Raw genomic sequence first — 17974 nt, forward strand, 5'->3', positions numbered from 1 at the left:
GTTCTCAATTCACATATAAAAATTCATTGCTGTTCAATACGACCCGACACAAAGCAGCCAGTCCATGTTTCTCACAGAACGCGCTGGCCGATGATAACTCAGCAGGTTGTGGCGGACGTTGATAGGCCAGTAAAAACAGTTCTGTCACTTGGCTCTCCACCCCGGTTCCCACACGCTGCTGCACACGTTCCGCCAGTCGGTCTGACATTCGTAAAATAAAAGACGCATTCATCAGCGAGAGTGCCTGGAGGGGTGTTGTCGTCGAAGCGCGATCTGGTGTCGTCGTCGAGGGGTCCGGACAGTCGAACGTTTCCAGCAAGGGATGTCTCCCGCCTCTGGCGGAAAATCGATAGATGGACCGGCGATTAAACTCTTCGCCTACGGGATCGAGGGGTTCATAAAATTGAGTCCCTTTGAAGAAATAGGATTTCACATCCTGGTACCCCTGCCCCCCAACCTCGGGATTCAACTGACCGGAAATTTTCAGAATGGAATCGCGTATCGATTCCGCTTCAATGCGCTGCGGACTCTTGCGCCATAACCATTGATTATCGGCATCGACTTTCATAGCCTCAGCATTGAACTGCGCTGACTGCTGATAGACGGCGGAGAGCAGAATCAAACGGTGCAATGACTTCAGACTCCAGTTCTCCTGAATCAGTCTGCACGCCAGCCAGTCGAGTAATTCCGGATGGCTGCAGCGTCCGCCATTAAACCCGAAATCATTGGGAGTATTCACAAGTCCCCGGCCAAAATGATAGTGCCAGACGCGATTCACGATGACGCGCGCGAAGAGCGGATTATCAGAGCTGGTGACCCAGTTCGCAAATTTAATCCTGCGATCATGGTCAGAACAATCCGTCGCCAGCTTCAGATCTGCATTGATTCCCTGAATTGCTTTCAAGCCCCCCGGACTGACAACTCCCGCTGGTGCTGCAACGCTGCCTCGTTTCAAAAGATGCATTTCACCAGGATCACGCGAAACAGCCGCATAAACTTTTTTGGGTTGAACGGACTGCAGCTGTTTCATTCTGGTCTGCAGCTCAGCCCGTTCTCGCCGCAGTTTTTTTCGTTTTGCCTGCTCTGACGATGAAAGTACGGCAACCAGTTCTTCCTCAGAGAAAAAAGTGCCCCCTCCTTTTGCAGACTCCTGAATTTCCATGGAAGTCAAGGCACGGTCATATAAACGGGCTTTCGTGATGACTCCCTTCAAGAGTCGATTTCCAGCGGGCGAACCGTGTCGCAAACCAAAGAGGACCTCTGATTTCTCTGCTGAAAACGACTGCAGGCCGACTGACTGGTAAGGCTTTCCATAACGCTGACCGTTGCGATAGGCGGTGATCCTGCCATCCGCAGCATACACAATCGCAAGCTGGACTTCCTTTTCCACGGCATCCTGTTCCTGCGGACCCTGAAACGATTTTGTACGGTGAAAATGATCGCTGCCCGCCAGCCAGTGTCCCGGCTGCTGTTCGCCAAACACGATCGCATCAAACAGATTGCCATCCAGAGTCTGCACGCTCAACACACCCCCGCCGCGCTGTTCAAGATTAGACAGCTTCACCCAGGCTTCCAGTGTTTTTTCGGTCAATCCCTGCTTGAGAGGCTCTGTTTTCAGATAGGCTTTGTTTCCATCCAGCAGCAGTCCCTCGTCTGTTTGTCTGGCAGAACCATGCAGAGTTCCCTGCAATCCACCCACCACGTCCTGTGTGCTCTTCCGAAAATCCCAGGCGGCAATTGGTGAAGTGAACGCCGGTGGCAAGTTCATCTTTTCCTGCGCTGTTCGGGAAGCCAGAATCCGCTTCCGGGCCAGGGACTCTAATTCAGACAGCGCATCCTGAGTTTCGCGAAGCGTCTTCTTCGTCTGTGCCAGTTCCTGTTGCGCCTTTTCATACACGGGATCTGGCAGAACCCGTTCCCCGTGCCCTGCTCCGGAAAGTGCCGCTGCGAACTGATAGTATTCCTGCTGGCTGATGGGATCGAATTTGTGATCGTGACAACGGGCACAATTGACCGTTAAACCTAAAAACGTCTGACCTACAACGCCGACGATGTCTTCCAGTTCGTCCTGTTTCATTGTCGCTCGCATCGTCTGACTGACGGGAATCACCACATCATGCGGACCTGCCACCAGGAAACCGGTGGCTTTCACCGCCTGCGGATCGTCCGGCTTCAGCAGATCACCGGCCAGTTGTAACTTTGCAAACTGATTATAGGGCAGATCCTGATTCAGCGCTTCAATCACCCAGTTACGATAAGGCCAGGCATTCAATCGCGGTTGATCTCGCTCAAAGCCGTTACTCTCGCCAAAGCGGACGACATCCAGCCAGTGCCTTGCCCAGTGCTCTCCATAGTGGGGAGACGCAAGCAGGCGATCAACGAGTTTCTCATAAGCGTCAGGGGACTCATTTTTCAGGAAGGCTTCCACTTCTTCCGGTTCGGGAGGCAATCCGGTGACCGAATAAGAAAGACGTCGAATTAAAGCACGACGATCGGCGTCAGGCTGAGGCTTCAGTCCCTGCTCGCGCAGCTTTCGCAGAATAAAAGCATCGATCGGATTTTGTACCCAGTTATCATCGGAAAGAGAGGGAACAGCAGGATCCTGTAGAGGCTGAAGGGACCACCAGTCATAACCGCCTCGCTTCTCTGTGGTTTTACTGAAGGCATCGATCGGATCGGTTCCCCAGGGAGCACCCGCTGCGATCCACTGCTTGAACAGCTGTTTTTGTGCTGCGGTGAGCGGGTGTTCGGGCGGCATAGCATCCGATTCAATATATTGCCACACCAGACTCTCTTCCGGCTGACCCGCCTGCAGGGCCGGTCCTGTTTCGCCGCCTCGCAATGCAGCTGCGCGACGGGAAAAATCAAATCCCGCTTTAGGGTCCAAACCGGCGTGACAGTCCAGACAATGCCCGGCGATTAACGGAGCAATCAAACGGTCAAAATCAGTACCGGCAGTCCTGGGATTTTGAAACGGTTCTTCTGCCTGCGTGGAAACAAACAGAGTCAGCCAGATTATGACTGTCAAAAAGCTCAATCCGGGACCACCTGCTCGCATGGCAAAATCTTTCTGCTGACATTCAAAAGAGTATTGTGATGCTACCGAACTCCTGTTCCCCGGCTGTGGAGGTTGACATGCCTCTGTTGGAGCCATATCATATTTCACTATTGAAACCTATTTCATATATGAAGTCAACAACAATGAGCGTTCCCGACACAAAACGGAAATCGGAAGCAGCCGCTTCCCCCAGTCTGCAGCGGGGAATCGCGCTGCTGGAGCACCTCGCCCGACATTCGCATGGCTGCACGTTGAGCGCACTCAGCGAAGAACTCTCCATTCCCCAGGCTTCGTTATTGCGGATCGGTAAAGCACTGGAAGAACTCGGCTATGTCACACGCGATGTCACTTCCAAAAAATATTATCTGACGAATCGGTTCCTGCAGTTGATCCCTCCGACCGTCCAGGATCGTCCGCTGATGGAATGTGCCATCGGTCCGATGCGAGAACTGCGTGATACTACAGGTGAAACCACTCAACTCTGCTGTCTGATCGACCGGGAGATTGTCATCCTGGAACAGATGCTGGCGCGACATGCCTTCAAGTACTCTGCCGAGATCGGAGCCCGCGCCCCGTGTTACAGCTGCGCTCCCGGAAAAGCGATCGCGGCGTTTCTGCCGGAGAATGAACGCGATGATCTGGTGAACCGCCTTCACTTTAAACGCTTCACGCCTCATACCATTACATCCAAAAAAGCATTCCTCAATGAACTGGATCTGATCCGTCAGCGCGGCTATGCCATCGATCATGAAGAAGGTCTGGTGGGAATCCGCTGTATCGCGGCACCCATTCTGGATCGGAACGGCATTGGTATCGCTGCGTTCACGATCACAGGCCCTGCCGAACGGATTCCCCAGGATGAATACGAATCGCTGGGGCAGGTCGTTCAATCCCGGGCCGATGCCGTCACTGCCGCCTGCAATCGCTAAACACGAGCGGAAACCCGCGCTCCGCGGCCATACAATCAGCACAGTTGCCACGATTATTTCAACTGATTCAACTTGTCATTTCCCGATAATTGCCCCACTCGGAATTCCAACCCGCAGACGAAGCAGTTGATCCCTCCATAAGCGTGTTGCAATTTGACATCCTGCATTCGCAACCTAGCTTTAGTTTAACTGGATGGATTTGATGTATCGTTGAAATGTCTTTTGAACTTAAAACAGACATGCACATCTGAAACCAGTACACTCTGCCATGTCTCTGTTTTAAAACTGACTGCTGAATCATTCTCCATTCCGTTGTGAAACACAGATATTGCAAAAAGAGAATTTTTTGTGATATGCAAGACACAAGCGTTCCAGCAGAACAACTTGTGTAAGAGCTCTGCTCGATAAACCAAAGGTCACACGATGAACAGCCCCCTCATAGCATCGAATAACTCCATGCCGAGTTCATCCTCGGTACATGGCAGCTATAATATGGGCTCTTCAAAGATTCTCAGACAGCTGATCTCACTCTCGGAAGACTTCGAAGAATATTCCCTGGAGTCCGACAACAGCGACATGATCGATCAGGTGATTTCCCGGAAACACCTGCGCAAGCTGCTCTCAGCATTACAGGCACGCGATGCGGCCACACTCTGTCATTCAAGACGGGTTGCTTTTCTGGCAAAAGGTATCGCGACAAACCTGGGCTGGGAAGGAATCCATCTTAAACGACTCGAAGTGGCCGCCCTCTTACACGACATTGGAAAAATCGGCGTCCCCGATCATATCATCTTCAAGCCAGGCAAACTGACGTCCGAAGAAATTGAGCTGATGTCGCATTACCACAACATTGGTATCGACGTCCTGCAAGCCTGCCGTACGGATCACGAAGTATTAACGATCCTGTCGCAGACCCGTTATCACTTCAGTGGTGCCACGAACGGTTATCAGTTCATCGGCAGCGAAGTCAATCAGGGAGCACGCATCCTGGCAATTGCTGACGCTTACGACTCGCTGGCGACAGACCAGGTCTATCGCACGGGGAAAAAACATGAGGAAATCATGTCGATTCTCATGGAAGCAGCGGGAACACAATTCGACGGAAATATCGTCTGTGCACTTTCACGCTGGGAACAGAATGAAAAGCAGGCCTTCCATGATGCATTACTGGAAGTGAATCGTCTGTTTCAGCCTAAAGATTTCACAGAACGGGAAGCTGTGGAAGCAAACCTGATCAGTAACATTTTCTCGTATCTGTTTCAGATCGAAAGTCTGTATGACGGCTTTTATATCGTCAATGCAGATTTTCAGTTTGTTCTTTTCAGCCCCGGACTGGAAAAGCTGGCCGACCTCCGTGCTATTGATATGCTGGGAGAATCATGGACCAGCAGCAGCCTGCCTCTCACTAATAAGGAAGGCACAAATCTCAGCTCCGCAGAATGCTCCATGAACCGGGTGATTGCCAACGGCAAACCGATGACGACCGAATTCATGCTGGAGCGACCGGGCGGGCGTCTGATTAATATCGAAGTACAGTCCGTCCCGATGTTCAGCGACGACGGTCGACTGATTGGCGTCACCGAAATTTTCCGGGATCTGTCCCGCAGCCTGAAACGCCCGAAAGAATACAATGATCTCAAACTGGCTGCCAGCCTGGATGCGTTAACCTCAGTTGCCAACCGGGGTGAACTGGAAACACAGCTGGCAATCATGCTGTCCCGAATCCAGAAACAACAGAATTCGGAGCCACTGAGCCTGATCTTCATCGATGCAGATCATTTCAAAGACATCAACGACAGCTATGGCCATTCGACCGGCGATGAAGTTCTGGTAGAGATGGCACGGTTATTCCAGCATGAAACCTACTCTGGAGAACTGGTCGGCCGTTATGGCGGAGAAGAGTTTGTCATCCTCTGTCCTGAAACGGGGCTGGAATATGCTTTCAAAAAAGCAGAACGTTTACGACTGGCCGTTTCTAATCTGAAAATGGAAAGCCAGCCGAACATCAGGCTCACCGCTTCATTTGGGGTCGCACAGTATGAGCCAGGCGATTCATTGGAAAGTCTGTTTCATCGTGCAGATACCGCATTATACCAGGCGAAAGAAACGGGACGAAATAAAGTTCGCACTCTCACCTGCGAACAGATGAAGTCAGGCGAGATACTGCCTGACGAGATGCCTGAAAAATCCCCTTCAGAGGCCATGAAATTTGAAAGCACTTTCAATGCGCTGATTTCGTCAGACTTTATCGTCTACAAACTGGGTGGTTTCGTTAACGATAACCAGGCGCGACTGACCGAGGTCAGCACCAACCGGGCCGTAATGCGACTGGGGAAGTCGGGATTACTTCCATTCTGGGGCAAAACCGACGATCGAAAACCGGTAGAAATCGAAGTCGTCTTCGGTTCGTCAACTAAGAAATCGAACGGCAACCGACGTCAGGCTTCCTCGCAGGTTGAAATCGCGACTCGCATTACCCCGCTGGGATGGATCAAACAACCTGAAGTGTTTCAACAGCGGGCAGGACGTGTCTTCCGTCTGTTGAAAGATTACTTCGCAGCCGAATGATTTCACTGTCATTGAACGGCAGATCCTGCCGATTGACACTGGTTGCCCCCTTCAACTCCCCTCGCCCTGCAAAACAGGTAATCTACACCAGCTTTTCGGGACACGCAGACTGAGTCAAATCTTGAATATCCAACGATTTTATCTGTCATACACCCCCGCATAATCGTCAAGATGCGAAAAACCGTACACAGCGGTTTAACAGGAATCCGATAAACCATGCGTATCGATTCACAATTAATCTGCGCACGGTGGTCTCCATAGTGGCTTTAAAATCATTCACTACACATTCTTTTTACACAGCCTTCCGGTTTGAAGTCCGGGATGTTTGCTTCACGGTTCTCCTTGTGACTCTGTGTGGCTTAACGGGTTGTGCACATACAGATTGTGAAGAGTACGGCGTCTGCTCACCCGCCTACAACCGGGTGAAGAAATGCTTTCTGTTTCATAAAGATAAATGTTCTCCTCACCCTTACTATGCGCCGGATGGATACCAGGCTGATCTCGACAAGCTAGTCGTCAAACATGCGGCTAAAAAATGCGCGCGAGAATCCCTCAAAACGATTTCCTGCAATTGTAAAGAGAAACCTTCGAAGCCGTTCCGAAAAGGATATCAGCAGGCCTATATTGATATCGCACTGGGCGAATCCGGGGAAGTCCCACCCGTACCCCCTGAGGAGTACTGGGCCGCGCATTACCGGACTCCCGAAGGATATCTGGAAATTCAGGAATGGTTTACCGGCTATAAACTCGGGGCAGAGCATGCCCTCGCTGGGGGACGCTATGATTATAATAAAATTGCGACACCCTATTCTTTAAGCGGATGGAATCAGTCGGCTGAAGAACAGTGGGATGCCGGCGACGTCTATTATGCCCAACCGCAGTCCGAGGTTCATACAGAACCACAAACTGCACCACCGGCGTCAATCATTAATCCACCTCCACGACCGCAACCCCACGAACTCCCGACACCAAAACCAGAGGCAACTCAACCGAGACAACCCCTGCAGACTGTTCCGCAGCATCAGCCTTTGCCGCCACCACCAGCTCCGCAAGGTGATTCCGCGCCAGTCAAACCCGTGCTGCCTCAACCAGAATTACGCAAGCAACCACCGGTTACGGTACCCAAGCCTCCTTCAGTCATACAGACACCGGCAGTTCACCCCCCTGCTCCTGTAATTAAGCAGCCTGCACTGCCACCTTACATCAATGATGATCCGCCTCCGAGCCCTTATACATTACAGTCATACCCTTACACTCCCTTGCCTGGCACACCAGCTTCCACGGCGGCTCCAGGTTCAGGTCAGATAGAACAAATCAATCACTCGGACTTAAGTCGTTTTTCGACCAGTGAGACACTTCCAGACTACCGAGACAGAAGGTGAAACATGTTTCTGCAAAGCAATCAGAAGCTTGTTTCCCAGAAATCTGAGTAAGGACATGACCGACAGAATGTCGTTTGAATTAAAAAAAGCAGAAGTCGAAGTAAAAGGTTCGAGCAGGATGCAAACGTATCGAAACCGAATGAACGCATTTAAGTGGCACATTTATTGTGTTCTCAGTCTGACCGTGATGTGGAATGGTTGCGCTGCGATTCATCCCCTGAAAGGGGTTCCCGCTCAATACCTGCCTACTGAATACAAAGGGGAAGTCAGATCCGGAAAAGAAACCATCGACCTCTCTCTGCTGCGTCAGCCCGCTCCCAAGCATTATCTCCTGGATTCGGGAGACGTTCTCGGCGTCTACATTGAAGGGGTGCTGGGCCAGGTCAAAGATGCTCCTCCCGTTCATTTCCCTCAGACACAAGAGGTTGCCCCCTCGCTAGGTTACCCGATCCCGATTCGTGAAGATGGGACCATCTCCCTCCCCCTGATCGGAACCGTCTTTGCGCGTGGCTTAACACTGACACAACTCGAAGAAACAATACGACGAAAATACACCACCGAAAAGAGTATCCTGCGGGAAGGTCGCGACCGCATCCTGATCAGCCTGCAGAAACCCAGGTCGTATCGAGTCCTCGTCATACGCCAGGAAAACTCGAATGATACGGTAGGCACCACCATCGGAAATCTGAATGTTGGCAGATCAAAACGGGGTACCGGCCGGGTGATCAACCTGCCCGCTTATAATAACGATGTACTGCATGCACTCGCAGAAACAGGAGGTCTGCCCGGACTGGACGCAGAAAACTCCATCTACATCATCCGAGGCGGGGCGCATGGAATGAATCAGCCATTGTGTCCACAACCGGTGCAGACAGGCACACATACTTCAGACAACTCCCAAGCGAACCAGAACATTCAGCAGGTATCTGATTCCTACACACCGATTCCGCACTATTCGCCAACTCCTGAAGACCCGGAATTCCAGGTCGGGCAGCCTCTCTATTCCAGCGACGGTAGTATTTATACCGATGATTACATGGCACCGACCATCATCAACGACTCCACGATGCAGCGCTCGGGGATCATCAAAATTCCCATTCGCCTGAGTCCCGGAGAACAGGTCCACCTCACACGCGAGGATATCATTCTGCATGACGGCGACGTCGTATTCATCGAGTCGCGAGATACGGAAATCTTTTACACGGGCGGCTTACTGGGAGGCGGACAATATACACTCCCCCGCGATTACGATTTGGATATCCTGGGTGCCATCTCCATTGCGCAGGCCTCAAGAAATGGGGGAAGCAGCAAATCCGCGGGAGGTCCGTCGGCTTTGAACCAGGATGTCACTATCAGTGCCAGTAACGCCATCATCCTCAGACAATTGCCTAATGGAACACAACTCCCCATCAAAGTGGATCTCTACGAAGCGGTGCGTACACCCAGTCAGCGGGTATTAATTCAGCCCGGTGACTACGTCATTCTGCAATACACCAAATCCGAGGCCATCGGTGCCTTCATTGAGAAGCATCTGCTTGAGGGTGCCCTGTTTGGGCTGGCAGCATCGAATCTGCAGGGTGGGGGAAGCAATCGCTAGTTTCTCTGATTGCTGTGCTACTTTGGGGTTTCCATTATACCCGGTTATTTACGGATAACGAAACCTTTAGCAGCATCAGGAACTGCCAGCAGTGCCTCACCTGTGTACTGCTTGCCGTTCTTCGTATTGCGGCCGATCAACAGCAGCTTATCATTGACGCGATCAATTCCTAATGCGCAATCCAGATCATATTTCGCTATGAAATTGAAATTAACATCGGCAGTCAGCAGTTCGGAACCATAACAACCGAACCACCATTTGTTATCCGCAAAGGTTGCCGTCTGAATTCCCATCAGCGTATAACCGCTTTTCAGAACATGCTTCTTGATGAATTTAAAGTTCGCATCATATTCATAGAGATAATTCTCGTTCACACCTTTGGGCAAGCCTCCCACGACAATAAACTTTCCGGCATGGCAGGCAATTCCCCCTGCTCCAAAAGTCACTTCGGGAGTCTGATGCTTGGCTTTTAATAACAGTTTTTCTGCATCATACACATAAACCCAGGAATCCGCTTTGCCTTCGGGATTGTTAAACGCTCCGAAATTAACCGCGACAAAAACTTTCCCTTCATGATAACAGAGATCGCCGTGGTGATTTCCCACGGGGATTTTTACCAGGACTTTACCGGAGGAGTTGGTTTTCACCAGTTCGGTTGTGAAGCTCCAGAAAATATTTCCCTGCCCATCGACACAGATTCCCTGCAGGTGATGGGGATAGGTTCCCTCACATTGAGTATTGGAATAGGCAGACGTTTCCACTGCTGCTGCAGACAGGGTCTCTCCACTGAATGACAGAATCATTCCGGCTAATAAAACCAATCCTGGAATCAAATGCTGATTTTGTGATTTCATGACAAGCTGCTCCTCTTCAACCTCTGTTTCTCTCTGCCTGCACAATCTGATGGTGCTGTAACATTGTCCGAAATTCGGGTTTTCATTTCCTGCAGGGATTAATCTGCAGAAATGAGATCCGGGCCGTCACCCGCTCTTTTTTCATAAGTGCCTTTGGATGACTTCACATATTTGGTAAACCCGAGTTCGCCCAGACGCTTATCATCGTTGAGCGTCCGTTTTGCTTCCGCGTCCGACCACTTACCGGAAAAATAGGCGGCTGTGATCACTTTACGGACCGGTTCCCCTGTCTCCGGGTGAGTCGTCAGTACGGGATCACTCATTCTCTGTATGACTTCAAACCGTTCTCCCGCTGAACCATCCGGGAGCACGACTTCATAAACATAAGTAGGCATAGGCTAGTGATTTACCTCTCAATTAAACAGACTTTTACTGGAACTGGTCTGAATCTATATTGTGAACCGAACTTCAGCTCTGAGCCGGAATACGTATACCAGAATGATAATACAGTGCTCTCAGAATAACGAAACCGATCACAGATAACAGTCGTCAGCCAGTTCAAATACCGTTTGTCAGCTTGATTCACGTTGTTCGCTGAAAAAAAGCTTAAATTCACCTGCGAATTACATTGCCCGTCCCTGCCTGCAAGTCACCTGACCCGCCCCTCGAGAACGACATATAAACAAACGAATCCTCATTCAGCATTACTATAATCATATCTGATCCCTCATAAGCGGAAAAGGTCCTGATATTTGCAGCTCAAGCTTATGAATTAGTGACTGGTATATCTGGACCCGGCCAGCTAGAATCTGTTAGCATCATCTATTGCTAGACCCAGATCGACTCACATACGTATACACAACGTGGGTAGTATTTTTTAACAGGAGAACAGTCAGTGCAAGTTGCGATTACTTGTCGGCATGGTAGCGTTTCAGATAGTCTCCGTGATTATATTACTGAAAAATCTGAGAAGTTACTGACGTACTTTGAGCGGGTAACTGCAATCCAAATCACGATCGACCAGGGCGAAAATCAGAACCGGGTCGAGATTCTCGTAGATGCAGAGCATAAACATAATTTTGTTGCCCACGCGGAAGGAGATGAAGTGAAACCAAACTTCCATTCTGCGCTAAGTAAGATGGAGCAACAGATTAAAAAATATAAACAAAAGATTCAGGATCACCGCCGCGATCTCCCACTGAACGAAATTGCGGAAAATGGACTGGCAGAAGCGGAAGCCGAAGCTGAAGTGGAACCGGAATCTGAATAATTTCTTAACCTCAGACTGTTTTTTACTGAGTGTTGAAGAAAACTCGCTTACAATACTTATAGTGTGACCCGCGGCGTGGTGATCAATTTCAGCCAATGCCGGGTGTCATAATTCACAACATTAGTTTTGCATTTAAACCGCAAACACTGATTTTTTTTGCAGATGTAGTTAGTTAGAAGGAAAGAATACATGAAGTTAACAGACTTCGTGGTTTCGGACGCGATCATTCCGGAATTGAATGTCACTACCAAAGAAGAAGCGATCCGCACAATGGTTGCCGGCCTGAAGAACGCAGGCAGCATTTCAGCAGATGACGAGGAAGGTATCGTCTCAGCAATCCTCAAACGTGAAGAGCTGGGATCAACGGGAATTGGAAACGGTGTTGCCGTTCCTCATACCAAGCATTCCTCAGTGGAAAATCTGACAGCTGCTGTCGCCTTGTCCTCCGATGGCGTCGATTTCGCCAGCCTGGATGGGGAAGACGTCTTCATCCTGTTTCTGCTGATTTCGCCTCTGGATCGTCCAGGGGACCATTTACGCGGACTGGAAAACATTTCCCGCCACCTGAGAAACCAGAATTTCTGTAAGTTTTTACGTCAGTCCAAAAGCGTAGAAGACATTGTAGAACTGCTGAATGAGGCTGACAGTAATCAACTCGATTAAGGTGAGTAATAGTGTTGTCAGAGTAAACCCTGTTCGAAAAGACTGACTATTTCCTGCCTAAGTTAACCATATTTCTGAAATTCAGAACACATGCTTCGCTGTGGCTCCTGGTTGATTGAACTAAGTGGAAAGGGGTAATTACGAAACTCACTGAAAGCAGCGGTCGTTATCTCCATGTGAGTAATTGCTTTCAGGTTGCTTGAGTAGTTATCAGTTAGTGCCATGCAAGAATCTGTTTGCCGTCAGATTGTCACTGTCAAAATGAAACAAGGGCTCCACCTTCGTCCTATTTCAGAAATAGTACGAATCGCCCGTGACTACACTTGCGATTTGAAAATTTCGAACGGGGATCAGTCTGGAAATGCGAAGGAGGTATACGACCTCCTTGAGTTGAAGGCGATGCCCGATACTCAACTTGTCCTGGAAGCAAATGGTGACGACGCCAGCAAACTGATGGAAGAAATTGTTCAGTTTTTTGAGTCAGGATACAAGAAGTTCGAAGAATTGTCTGATCTGCCAGATTAACCCCCGTACTATTCGACTGCGTGGTACACCGCCAGTTGCCTGTCTGTTGAAAGCGCCAAATTAGGCTCTGAATGAATGCTTGTTAAACGTGGAATCGCTGTTTCTCCGGGAGTCAATTTCGGTCCCGCACTCATTCTGGGTGCGGAGGATTTTCGTATCCCACGTCAGTTCGTCAGTGTCAATGTCATCGATACCGAAATCGCCCGCCTGAGATCAGCGCTGGATGCCGTCTGTGAAGAAATCGCAGAAAACGAAAGGCTGGCTTCCGATAAATTAGGCGAGCAATACGGGGCAATCTTTGCAGCCCACCTGCAGATGGTCAGTTCTCCCCGGTTACGCGAAGAGATCGAGACGCTGATCCGTGAAAAATGCTATTCACCAGAGCATGCCTCCAGCCGGGTCTTCCGACGTTACACCAAACTCGTTCAGCATCTGGGTGACAATTATCTGGCAGAGCGTGCCAGTGATATCATCGATCTCGAAAAACGTCTGCTGAAACAACTGCTGGGCGAGAAACGCGAAGAGCTTTCGAACCTGACAACCCCCATTATTGTCCTGGCAAACAACCTCACTCCCAGCGAAACGGCAGGGCTGGCGAAGGAATTTGTCTTAGGCTTTGCCACGGAAGTCGGTGGGCGCACCAGCCATACCTCGATTCTGGCCGGGGCACTGGAAATCCCCGCCGTCGTAGGCCTGGGTGAGTTTCTTTCTGACATTTCCGGTGGTGACATGGTCATTGTTGATGGCAACAACGGCGAAGTCATCATCGATCCGGACGAGGAAACGCTCGCCAAATACAAAGATACCGGCGAACGACAGCGATCCATGGCCGCCCGCCTGGCCTCCCGTCGGAAAATCCGCTCCGAAACGAAAGACGGAACCCGAATTCATGTGATGGGAAATATTGAGTTCCCCAATGAAGTCGAACACTGTGCAGAACGGGGCGCCGATGGAATTGGTCTGTACCGGACAGAATTCCTCTACCTGCAGTCCAATACGGAACCCACTGAGGAAATCCACTACGAAGCTTATTGCAAAGTCGTGCAGGCTGCCCAGAATCGACCAATTGTGATCAGGACACTCGATCTGGGAGCCGATAAGATCCCCAGGGGATACCGGCATCTGGCGAAAGAAGGGATGAATCCTGCGCTGGGCTTAAGAAGCGTGCGACTGAGTCTGCGGGACCTGCCACTCTTCAAAACTCAGCTCCGGGCCATTTTCAGGGCTGCCGTCCATGGCGACGTCCGGATTATGTTTCCCCTGATTTCGACTCTGCTGGAATGGAGACAGGCCAAAATGATCGTCGGGGACGTCCTTGAGGATCTCGAAGAGCGGGGAGTTGAGTTTAACTCCAATATCCCGATTGGGATGATGGTCGAAGTTCCAGCCGCGGCCCTTCTGGCTGAAGAGTTTGCGGAAGAAGTTGACTTTTTTTCCATTGGGACAAACGACTTAATTCAGTATACTCTGGCAGTGGACCGCTCCGACCCTGCGGTCTCACCACTCTACAACTCATCAGATCCTTCGATTTTAAGGCTGATTAAAATGGTTGTAGATGCAGCAAACAAAAAAAATATACCGGTAACCGTTTGTGGACAGATGAGTTCTGACCTGAAATCGATTCCCCTGCTCGCAGGTTTGGGAATCAGACAGATCAGTGCCACTCCCCTGGCGATTCCGGAAGTAAAAGAAGTAATCAGACACCTGACAATCGCCCGGGCAGAAGAGATTGCAGCCCATGCAATGACCATCGACGTAGCCCGGGACGTAGAAAGTTATTTAAGAGGAGAACTGTACAAAATCTGCCCTGACCTGTTTGATGAAGAACTGCCACTGTGACCTTCTTGTGTCATCAACAGCTGGTTTTCTCATCACGTCAGCCTGTCAGTAAGCAACAGATTTCTGATTGATGCCTGCCTGACCGCCGGTATCTCTCACCCCATTTATACGTTTACAACTTGCCGTCGTCTGAATCTGAAATTCAATCAATCAGCCAGCGGCCGTCCACTTCACCTCGGTGGTGAATGGATCGCGTACAAACAAATTCCAATTAGACGAAATGTATTTCAACATCATTTCCTGACCCTGAAACGAAATCGAGTGGACAGAACTGCGAACAATATGGAAGTTCCTCATCATCAACCCTGATATGTTTTATCAGTCTGAGGGAATTTCCTGCGTCCTGTTTCTGTTTTCAAAGACAGCATGAGCAAACCATCAGACTACCTCCGGGAAATCATTCAAGAGACGGCGCTTGCCGCCTTAAAGGGTTATGCTGCAGCTTTCGCAACACAGTTTCAGAGCCAACAAAGGTCCAACCAGGTTGCCGCTCTGTTCTCACCGCCACATCAGTTATTGATATCCGACTGGCAATTCATGCAAGATCGCAGTCTGCCTGTTTCGAATACCGCAACCGATGTCAGAGAGCAGTCAGAGAAGTATCTGAAGCTGACCTTTCGCGACGTCATACAGGAAATGATTCGACTCAGCAGTCGCATCACGAAACCTCTCTTTGATTGTGTTCAGCGGAATTTATTTCCCCGCTGCACATTTCATTTAACGGGGCCTGCCTCCACTGGAATTTTCCGGTATCTCTGCAGGCAACTGGCCGACTCCACTACCGTACTGATACATTCAATGGGTAGCAGGTCCGCCGTCTCCGTGGCTGATGAGGAATACAATTTTCGTCGTGTAACACGACAAAGGGTATTCCATGAAAAAGGAAATGCTGATTAATGTCCTCCAACCGGAGGAAAGCCGAATTGCAATCGTTGAAGATGGCATTCTCGAAGAACTTTATGTTGAACGAAACAGTCTCGAAAACCTGGTAGGCAATATCTACAAGGGAAAAGTGGTCAACATCGAACCCAGCATCCAGGCTGCGTTTGTTGACTTCGGTGTCGGCCGCAACGGCTTCCTGCACGTCAGTGATATTGAGCACCAGTATTACAAACACCTGACCGACCAGGGTGATGGTAACGGTAAACCAGGACGCGGCCGTAACCAGAAAGGCCGCCGCATCAACGAACGCAGCGTTGCCAACAAGCCTCCCATTCAGGAGATCCTGAAACGAGGCAGCGAAGTTCTGGTCCAGGTCATCAAGGAAGGTATCGGCAACAAAGGTCCGACCCTTTCAACTTACATCAGTATCCCCGGACGCTACCTGGTCATCATGCCCGGACTGCAACGGGTTGGCATCAGCCGCAAAATTGCCGATGAAGATGTTCGCAAAGAACTGCGAACCATCCTCACGCAACTGGCGCCGCCACCGGGTCTCGGGTTTATCGTACGTACTGCCGGTATCGACAGAACTGCCGATGACCTCAAGCGCGACTTGAACTATCTGTTAAGGCTCTGGGGAACCATTGTCGGTCGCATCAAAAAACTGCCCGCTCCCGTCGAGATTTACTCCGAGAGCGATATGATGATCCGAACAATCCGCGACATCTATAACAGCGAAATCGACACGCTCTACATCGATGAACCGACGGCGTATCAGAGAGCGCGAGACTTTATGAAAGTCGTGCTTCCCAAGCACGTCAATCGAGTCAAACACTACACCGGCAACGACCCCATTTTCTACAACAGCAAGCTGGATGACGAAATCTGCAGCATCCAGAATCGCCATGTCCCCATGAAGGGGGGCGGCTCCATTGTCATCGATCAGACGGAAGCACTCGTCGCGATTGACGTGAACAGTGGAAACTATCGCGCAGATGACAATGCAGAAAAAACCGCGTTCAAAGTCAACATGAAGGCGGCAGAAGAAATCAGCCGCCAGATCAGACTGCGTGACCTTGGTGGCGTGATCGTGATTGACTTCATCGACATGCGGGAAGAGAAACATCGTCGTTCCGTCGAACGCAGATTAAGAGAGCTCGTCAAACGGGACCGTGCCCGCACCAAAGTGCTCCGCATCAGCCCCTTTGGTCTGATTGAAATGACGCGTCAGCGAATTCGTCCTTCTCTGCGCAGAAGCATGTACGAAGACTGTCCTTCCTGTCGCGGAACCGGTCAGGTCAAAACAGCGGAAAGTATGGCGATTGAAGTCATGCGAACCCTGATGACCACCGTGAATAAGAAAAATATCTCACGACTGGTTCTGAATGTACACGAAAATGTCGCCAACTATCTCAACAATAAACGGCGAAAAGACATCACCCAGCTGGAAGAAACCGCTCAGACATCTATAATCATAAACGCTCGTACAGACGTCGAGCCAGAGCATTTAATGGCGCGATGTTATGACGATATTGGAAATGAAGTAAATTTCTAGTGGTTTCTGACTCGAAATTTCAAAAGTGACACCTTACAATGCCCTGCTCGCTATTCGTGTGATTGGTACAGGGTCTGCGCAAAGCAGGCGTTCCGAGACGAACTGCCGCTGAAACGCATGATTGCTTAACTATATACTATCAATGGCATTGCGCGATTGATTCTGAATACAAATCGGATTGACTTTGATACATCAATCCGTCTTCAGCAAATTATTGATCAAAGTGTAAGAAGAAAAGAAGGTTTGAGGATGTTTGTAGTAATCGAAGATGGCAACCGTCAATATACGATTCAGGAAGGCGAAACCCTGACAATCGACTACCGTGCTACAGCAAAAGCAGGCGATCCCATTACTTTTGAAAACGTGCTGCTGGCCAACGGCGGTGGAGCCAGTTCTATTGGCACCCCTACCATTGAAGGCGCTTCTGTAGAAGCAGAAGTCGTGCAGCCCGAACTGAAGGGTGTAAAACTCGAAGTTCAAAAGTTCCGTCGCCGCAAAAATTCTCGTCGACACACAGGTCACCGCCAGAAATATACCACAGTCCAGATCAAAACCATCAACGTTCCTGGACTGGAAGTTGTTGAATCCGCAGCTGCTGAAGAAACAGAGCCTGCCACAGCAGAAGGTTAATCCTTCCGCCTGCAGTACTTGAACTGTTTTTTGCAGTCGAGTTCAACGACACGATGATCATAGATAACAGCTCCCTGAATTCATTTTCAGGGAGCTGTTTTCATTTCCCGTCCCTCTTCCGAATAACCCCTTGGCACATCAGAGTTGCTGTAAATCGGGGTTGACCAAAAACCTTTATTCAGCATAACTTTACGAGGTTTGCGAGGAGAACGTCCTCCCAAT

The 17974-nt window shown here is 50.0% G+C and carries 14 protein-coding genes; 11 read left to right on the forward strand and 3 right to left on the reverse strand.

The features are described 5' to 3' along the window. Positions 1–4: 4 nt before the first annotated feature. Positions 5–3028 carry a DUF1553 domain-containing protein gene (locus ACN0YN_RS16205; RefSeq protein WP_417386069.1) on the reverse strand — a complete coding sequence of 1008 codons (3024 nt, stop codon included), beginning with the start codon at positions 3026–3028 and terminating at the stop codon, positions 5–7. Positions 3029–3201: 173 nt separating this feature from the next. Between ACN0YN_RS16205 and ACN0YN_RS16210 the strand changes: the two genes are divergently transcribed. The 4 genes from ACN0YN_RS16210 to ACN0YN_RS16225 all read left to right on the forward strand — a co-directional run bounded on the left by ACN0YN_RS16210 (position 3202) and on the right by ACN0YN_RS16225 (position 9534). Beyond that, a complete protein-coding gene (locus ACN0YN_RS16210) occupies positions 3202–3987 on the forward strand; it encodes an IclR family transcriptional regulator (protein WP_417386070.1) in 786 nt (261 codons plus the stop codon). Positions 3988–4443: 456 nt separating this feature from the next. Beyond that, positions 4444–6555: a diguanylate cyclase gene (locus tag ACN0YN_RS16215; RefSeq protein ID WP_417386071.1), complete on the forward strand. Its 2112-nt coding sequence runs from the start codon at positions 4444–4446 to the stop codon at positions 6553–6555. 260 nt (positions 6556–6815) lie between these two features. Next, a complete protein-coding gene (locus ACN0YN_RS16220; protein ID WP_417386072.1) occupies positions 6816–7937 on the forward strand; it encodes a hypothetical protein in 1122 nt (373 codons plus the stop codon). A gap of 67 nt (positions 7938–8004) precedes the next feature. Further along, complete coding sequence (locus ACN0YN_RS16225) at positions 8005–9534, forward strand: polysaccharide biosynthesis/export family protein (RefSeq protein ID WP_417386073.1); 1530 nt, start codon at positions 8005–8007, stop codon at positions 9532–9534. 44 nt (positions 9535–9578) lie between these two features. Here the strand turns inward: ACN0YN_RS16225 and ACN0YN_RS16230 are convergent, their stop codons facing one another. Next, positions 9579–10388, reverse strand: coding sequence for a hypothetical protein (locus tag ACN0YN_RS16230; RefSeq protein WP_417386074.1), 810 nt, complete (start codon positions 10386–10388; stop codon positions 9579–9581). A 98-nt stretch (positions 10389–10486) separates the two neighbouring features. Beyond that, complete coding sequence (locus tag ACN0YN_RS16235) at positions 10487–10783, reverse strand: FmdB family zinc ribbon protein (protein ID WP_417386075.1); 297 nt, start codon at positions 10781–10783, stop codon at positions 10487–10489. A 500-nt stretch (positions 10784–11283) separates the two neighbouring features. Here ACN0YN_RS16235 and hpf point away from each other — a divergent pair, with 500 nt between their 5' ends. The 7 genes from hpf (at position 11284) to rplU (ending at position 17752) form a co-directional block, all read left to right on the forward strand. Further along, the gene (gene hpf, locus ACN0YN_RS16240) at positions 11284–11658 is read left to right on the forward strand and encodes a ribosome hibernation-promoting factor, HPF/YfiA family (RefSeq protein WP_417386076.1); all 375 of its coding nucleotides are present in this window, start codon (positions 11284–11286) and stop codon (positions 11656–11658) included. A gap of 189 nt (positions 11659–11847) precedes the next feature. Next, positions 11848–12321, forward strand: a complete 474-nt coding sequence (locus ACN0YN_RS16245) for a PTS sugar transporter subunit IIA (protein ID WP_417386077.1) — start codon at positions 11848–11850, stop codon at positions 12319–12321. Positions 12322–12543: 222 nt separating this feature from the next. Then, positions 12544–12846 (forward strand): HPr family phosphocarrier protein, encoded by a 303-nt coding sequence (locus ACN0YN_RS16250; protein ID WP_417386078.1) that lies wholly within the window; start codon positions 12544–12546, stop codon positions 12844–12846. 75 nt (positions 12847–12921) lie between these two features. After that, on the forward strand, positions 12922–14685 hold the full coding sequence (ptsP, locus tag ACN0YN_RS16255) for a phosphoenolpyruvate--protein phosphotransferase (RefSeq protein ID WP_417386079.1): 1764 nt from the start codon (positions 12922–12924) through the stop codon (positions 14683–14685). 366 nt (positions 14686–15051) lie between these two features. After that, positions 15052–15582: a hypothetical protein gene (locus ACN0YN_RS16260; RefSeq protein ID WP_417386080.1), complete on the forward strand. Its 531-nt coding sequence runs from the start codon at positions 15052–15054 to the stop codon at positions 15580–15582. Next, a complete protein-coding gene (locus ACN0YN_RS16265; protein ID WP_417386081.1) occupies positions 15560–17122 on the forward strand; it encodes an Rne/Rng family ribonuclease in 1563 nt (520 codons plus the stop codon). The genes ACN0YN_RS16260 and ACN0YN_RS16265 overlap by 23 nt, the downstream gene beginning before the upstream one ends. 156 nt (positions 17123–17278) lie before the next feature. Next, positions 17279–17752 (forward strand): 50S ribosomal protein L21, encoded by a 474-nt coding sequence (rplU, locus tag ACN0YN_RS16270; protein WP_417386082.1) that lies wholly within the window; start codon positions 17279–17281, stop codon positions 17750–17752. The last annotated feature ends 222 nt before the right edge of the window (positions 17753–17974 follow it).

Origin of the sequence: Gimesia sp., from assembly GCF_048260065.1 — a bacterium.
Classification (GTDB): Bacteria; Planctomycetota; Planctomycetia; order Planctomycetales; family Planctomycetaceae; genus Gimesia.

Excerpts from the sequence above, each read along its gene's own strand:
- ACN0YN_RS16210 (WP_417386070.1), top strand. The coding sequence starts at position 3,202 with ATGAGCGTTCCCGACACAAAACGGAAATCGGAAGCAGCCGCTTCCCCC.
- ACN0YN_RS16215 (WP_417386071.1), top strand. The coding sequence starts at position 4,444 with ATGCCGAGTTCATCCTCGGTACATGGCAGCTATAATATGGGCTCTTCA.
- ACN0YN_RS16225 (WP_417386073.1), top strand. The coding sequence starts at position 8,005 with ATGTCGTTTGAATTAAAAAAAGCAGAAGTCGAAGTAAAAGGTTCGAGC.
- ACN0YN_RS16230 (WP_417386074.1), bottom strand. The coding sequence starts at position 10,388 with ATGAAATCACAAAATCAGCATTTGATTCCAGGATTGGTTTTATTAGCC.
- ACN0YN_RS16235 (WP_417386075.1), bottom strand. The coding sequence starts at position 10,783 with ATGCCTACTTATGTTTATGAAGTCGTGCTCCCGGATGGTTCAGCGGGA.
- ACN0YN_RS16245 (WP_417386077.1), top strand. The coding sequence starts at position 11,848 with ATGAAGTTAACAGACTTCGTGGTTTCGGACGCGATCATTCCGGAATTG.
- ACN0YN_RS16250 (WP_417386078.1), top strand. The coding sequence starts at position 12,544 with ATGCAAGAATCTGTTTGCCGTCAGATTGTCACTGTCAAAATGAAACAA.
- ptsP (WP_417386079.1), top strand. The coding sequence starts at position 12,922 with ATGCTTGTTAAACGTGGAATCGCTGTTTCTCCGGGAGTCAATTTCGGT.
- ACN0YN_RS16260 (WP_417386080.1), top strand. The coding sequence starts at position 15,052 with ATGAGCAAACCATCAGACTACCTCCGGGAAATCATTCAAGAGACGGCG.
- ACN0YN_RS16265 (WP_417386081.1), top strand. The coding sequence starts at position 15,560 with ATGAAAAAGGAAATGCTGATTAATGTCCTCCAACCGGAGGAAAGCCGA.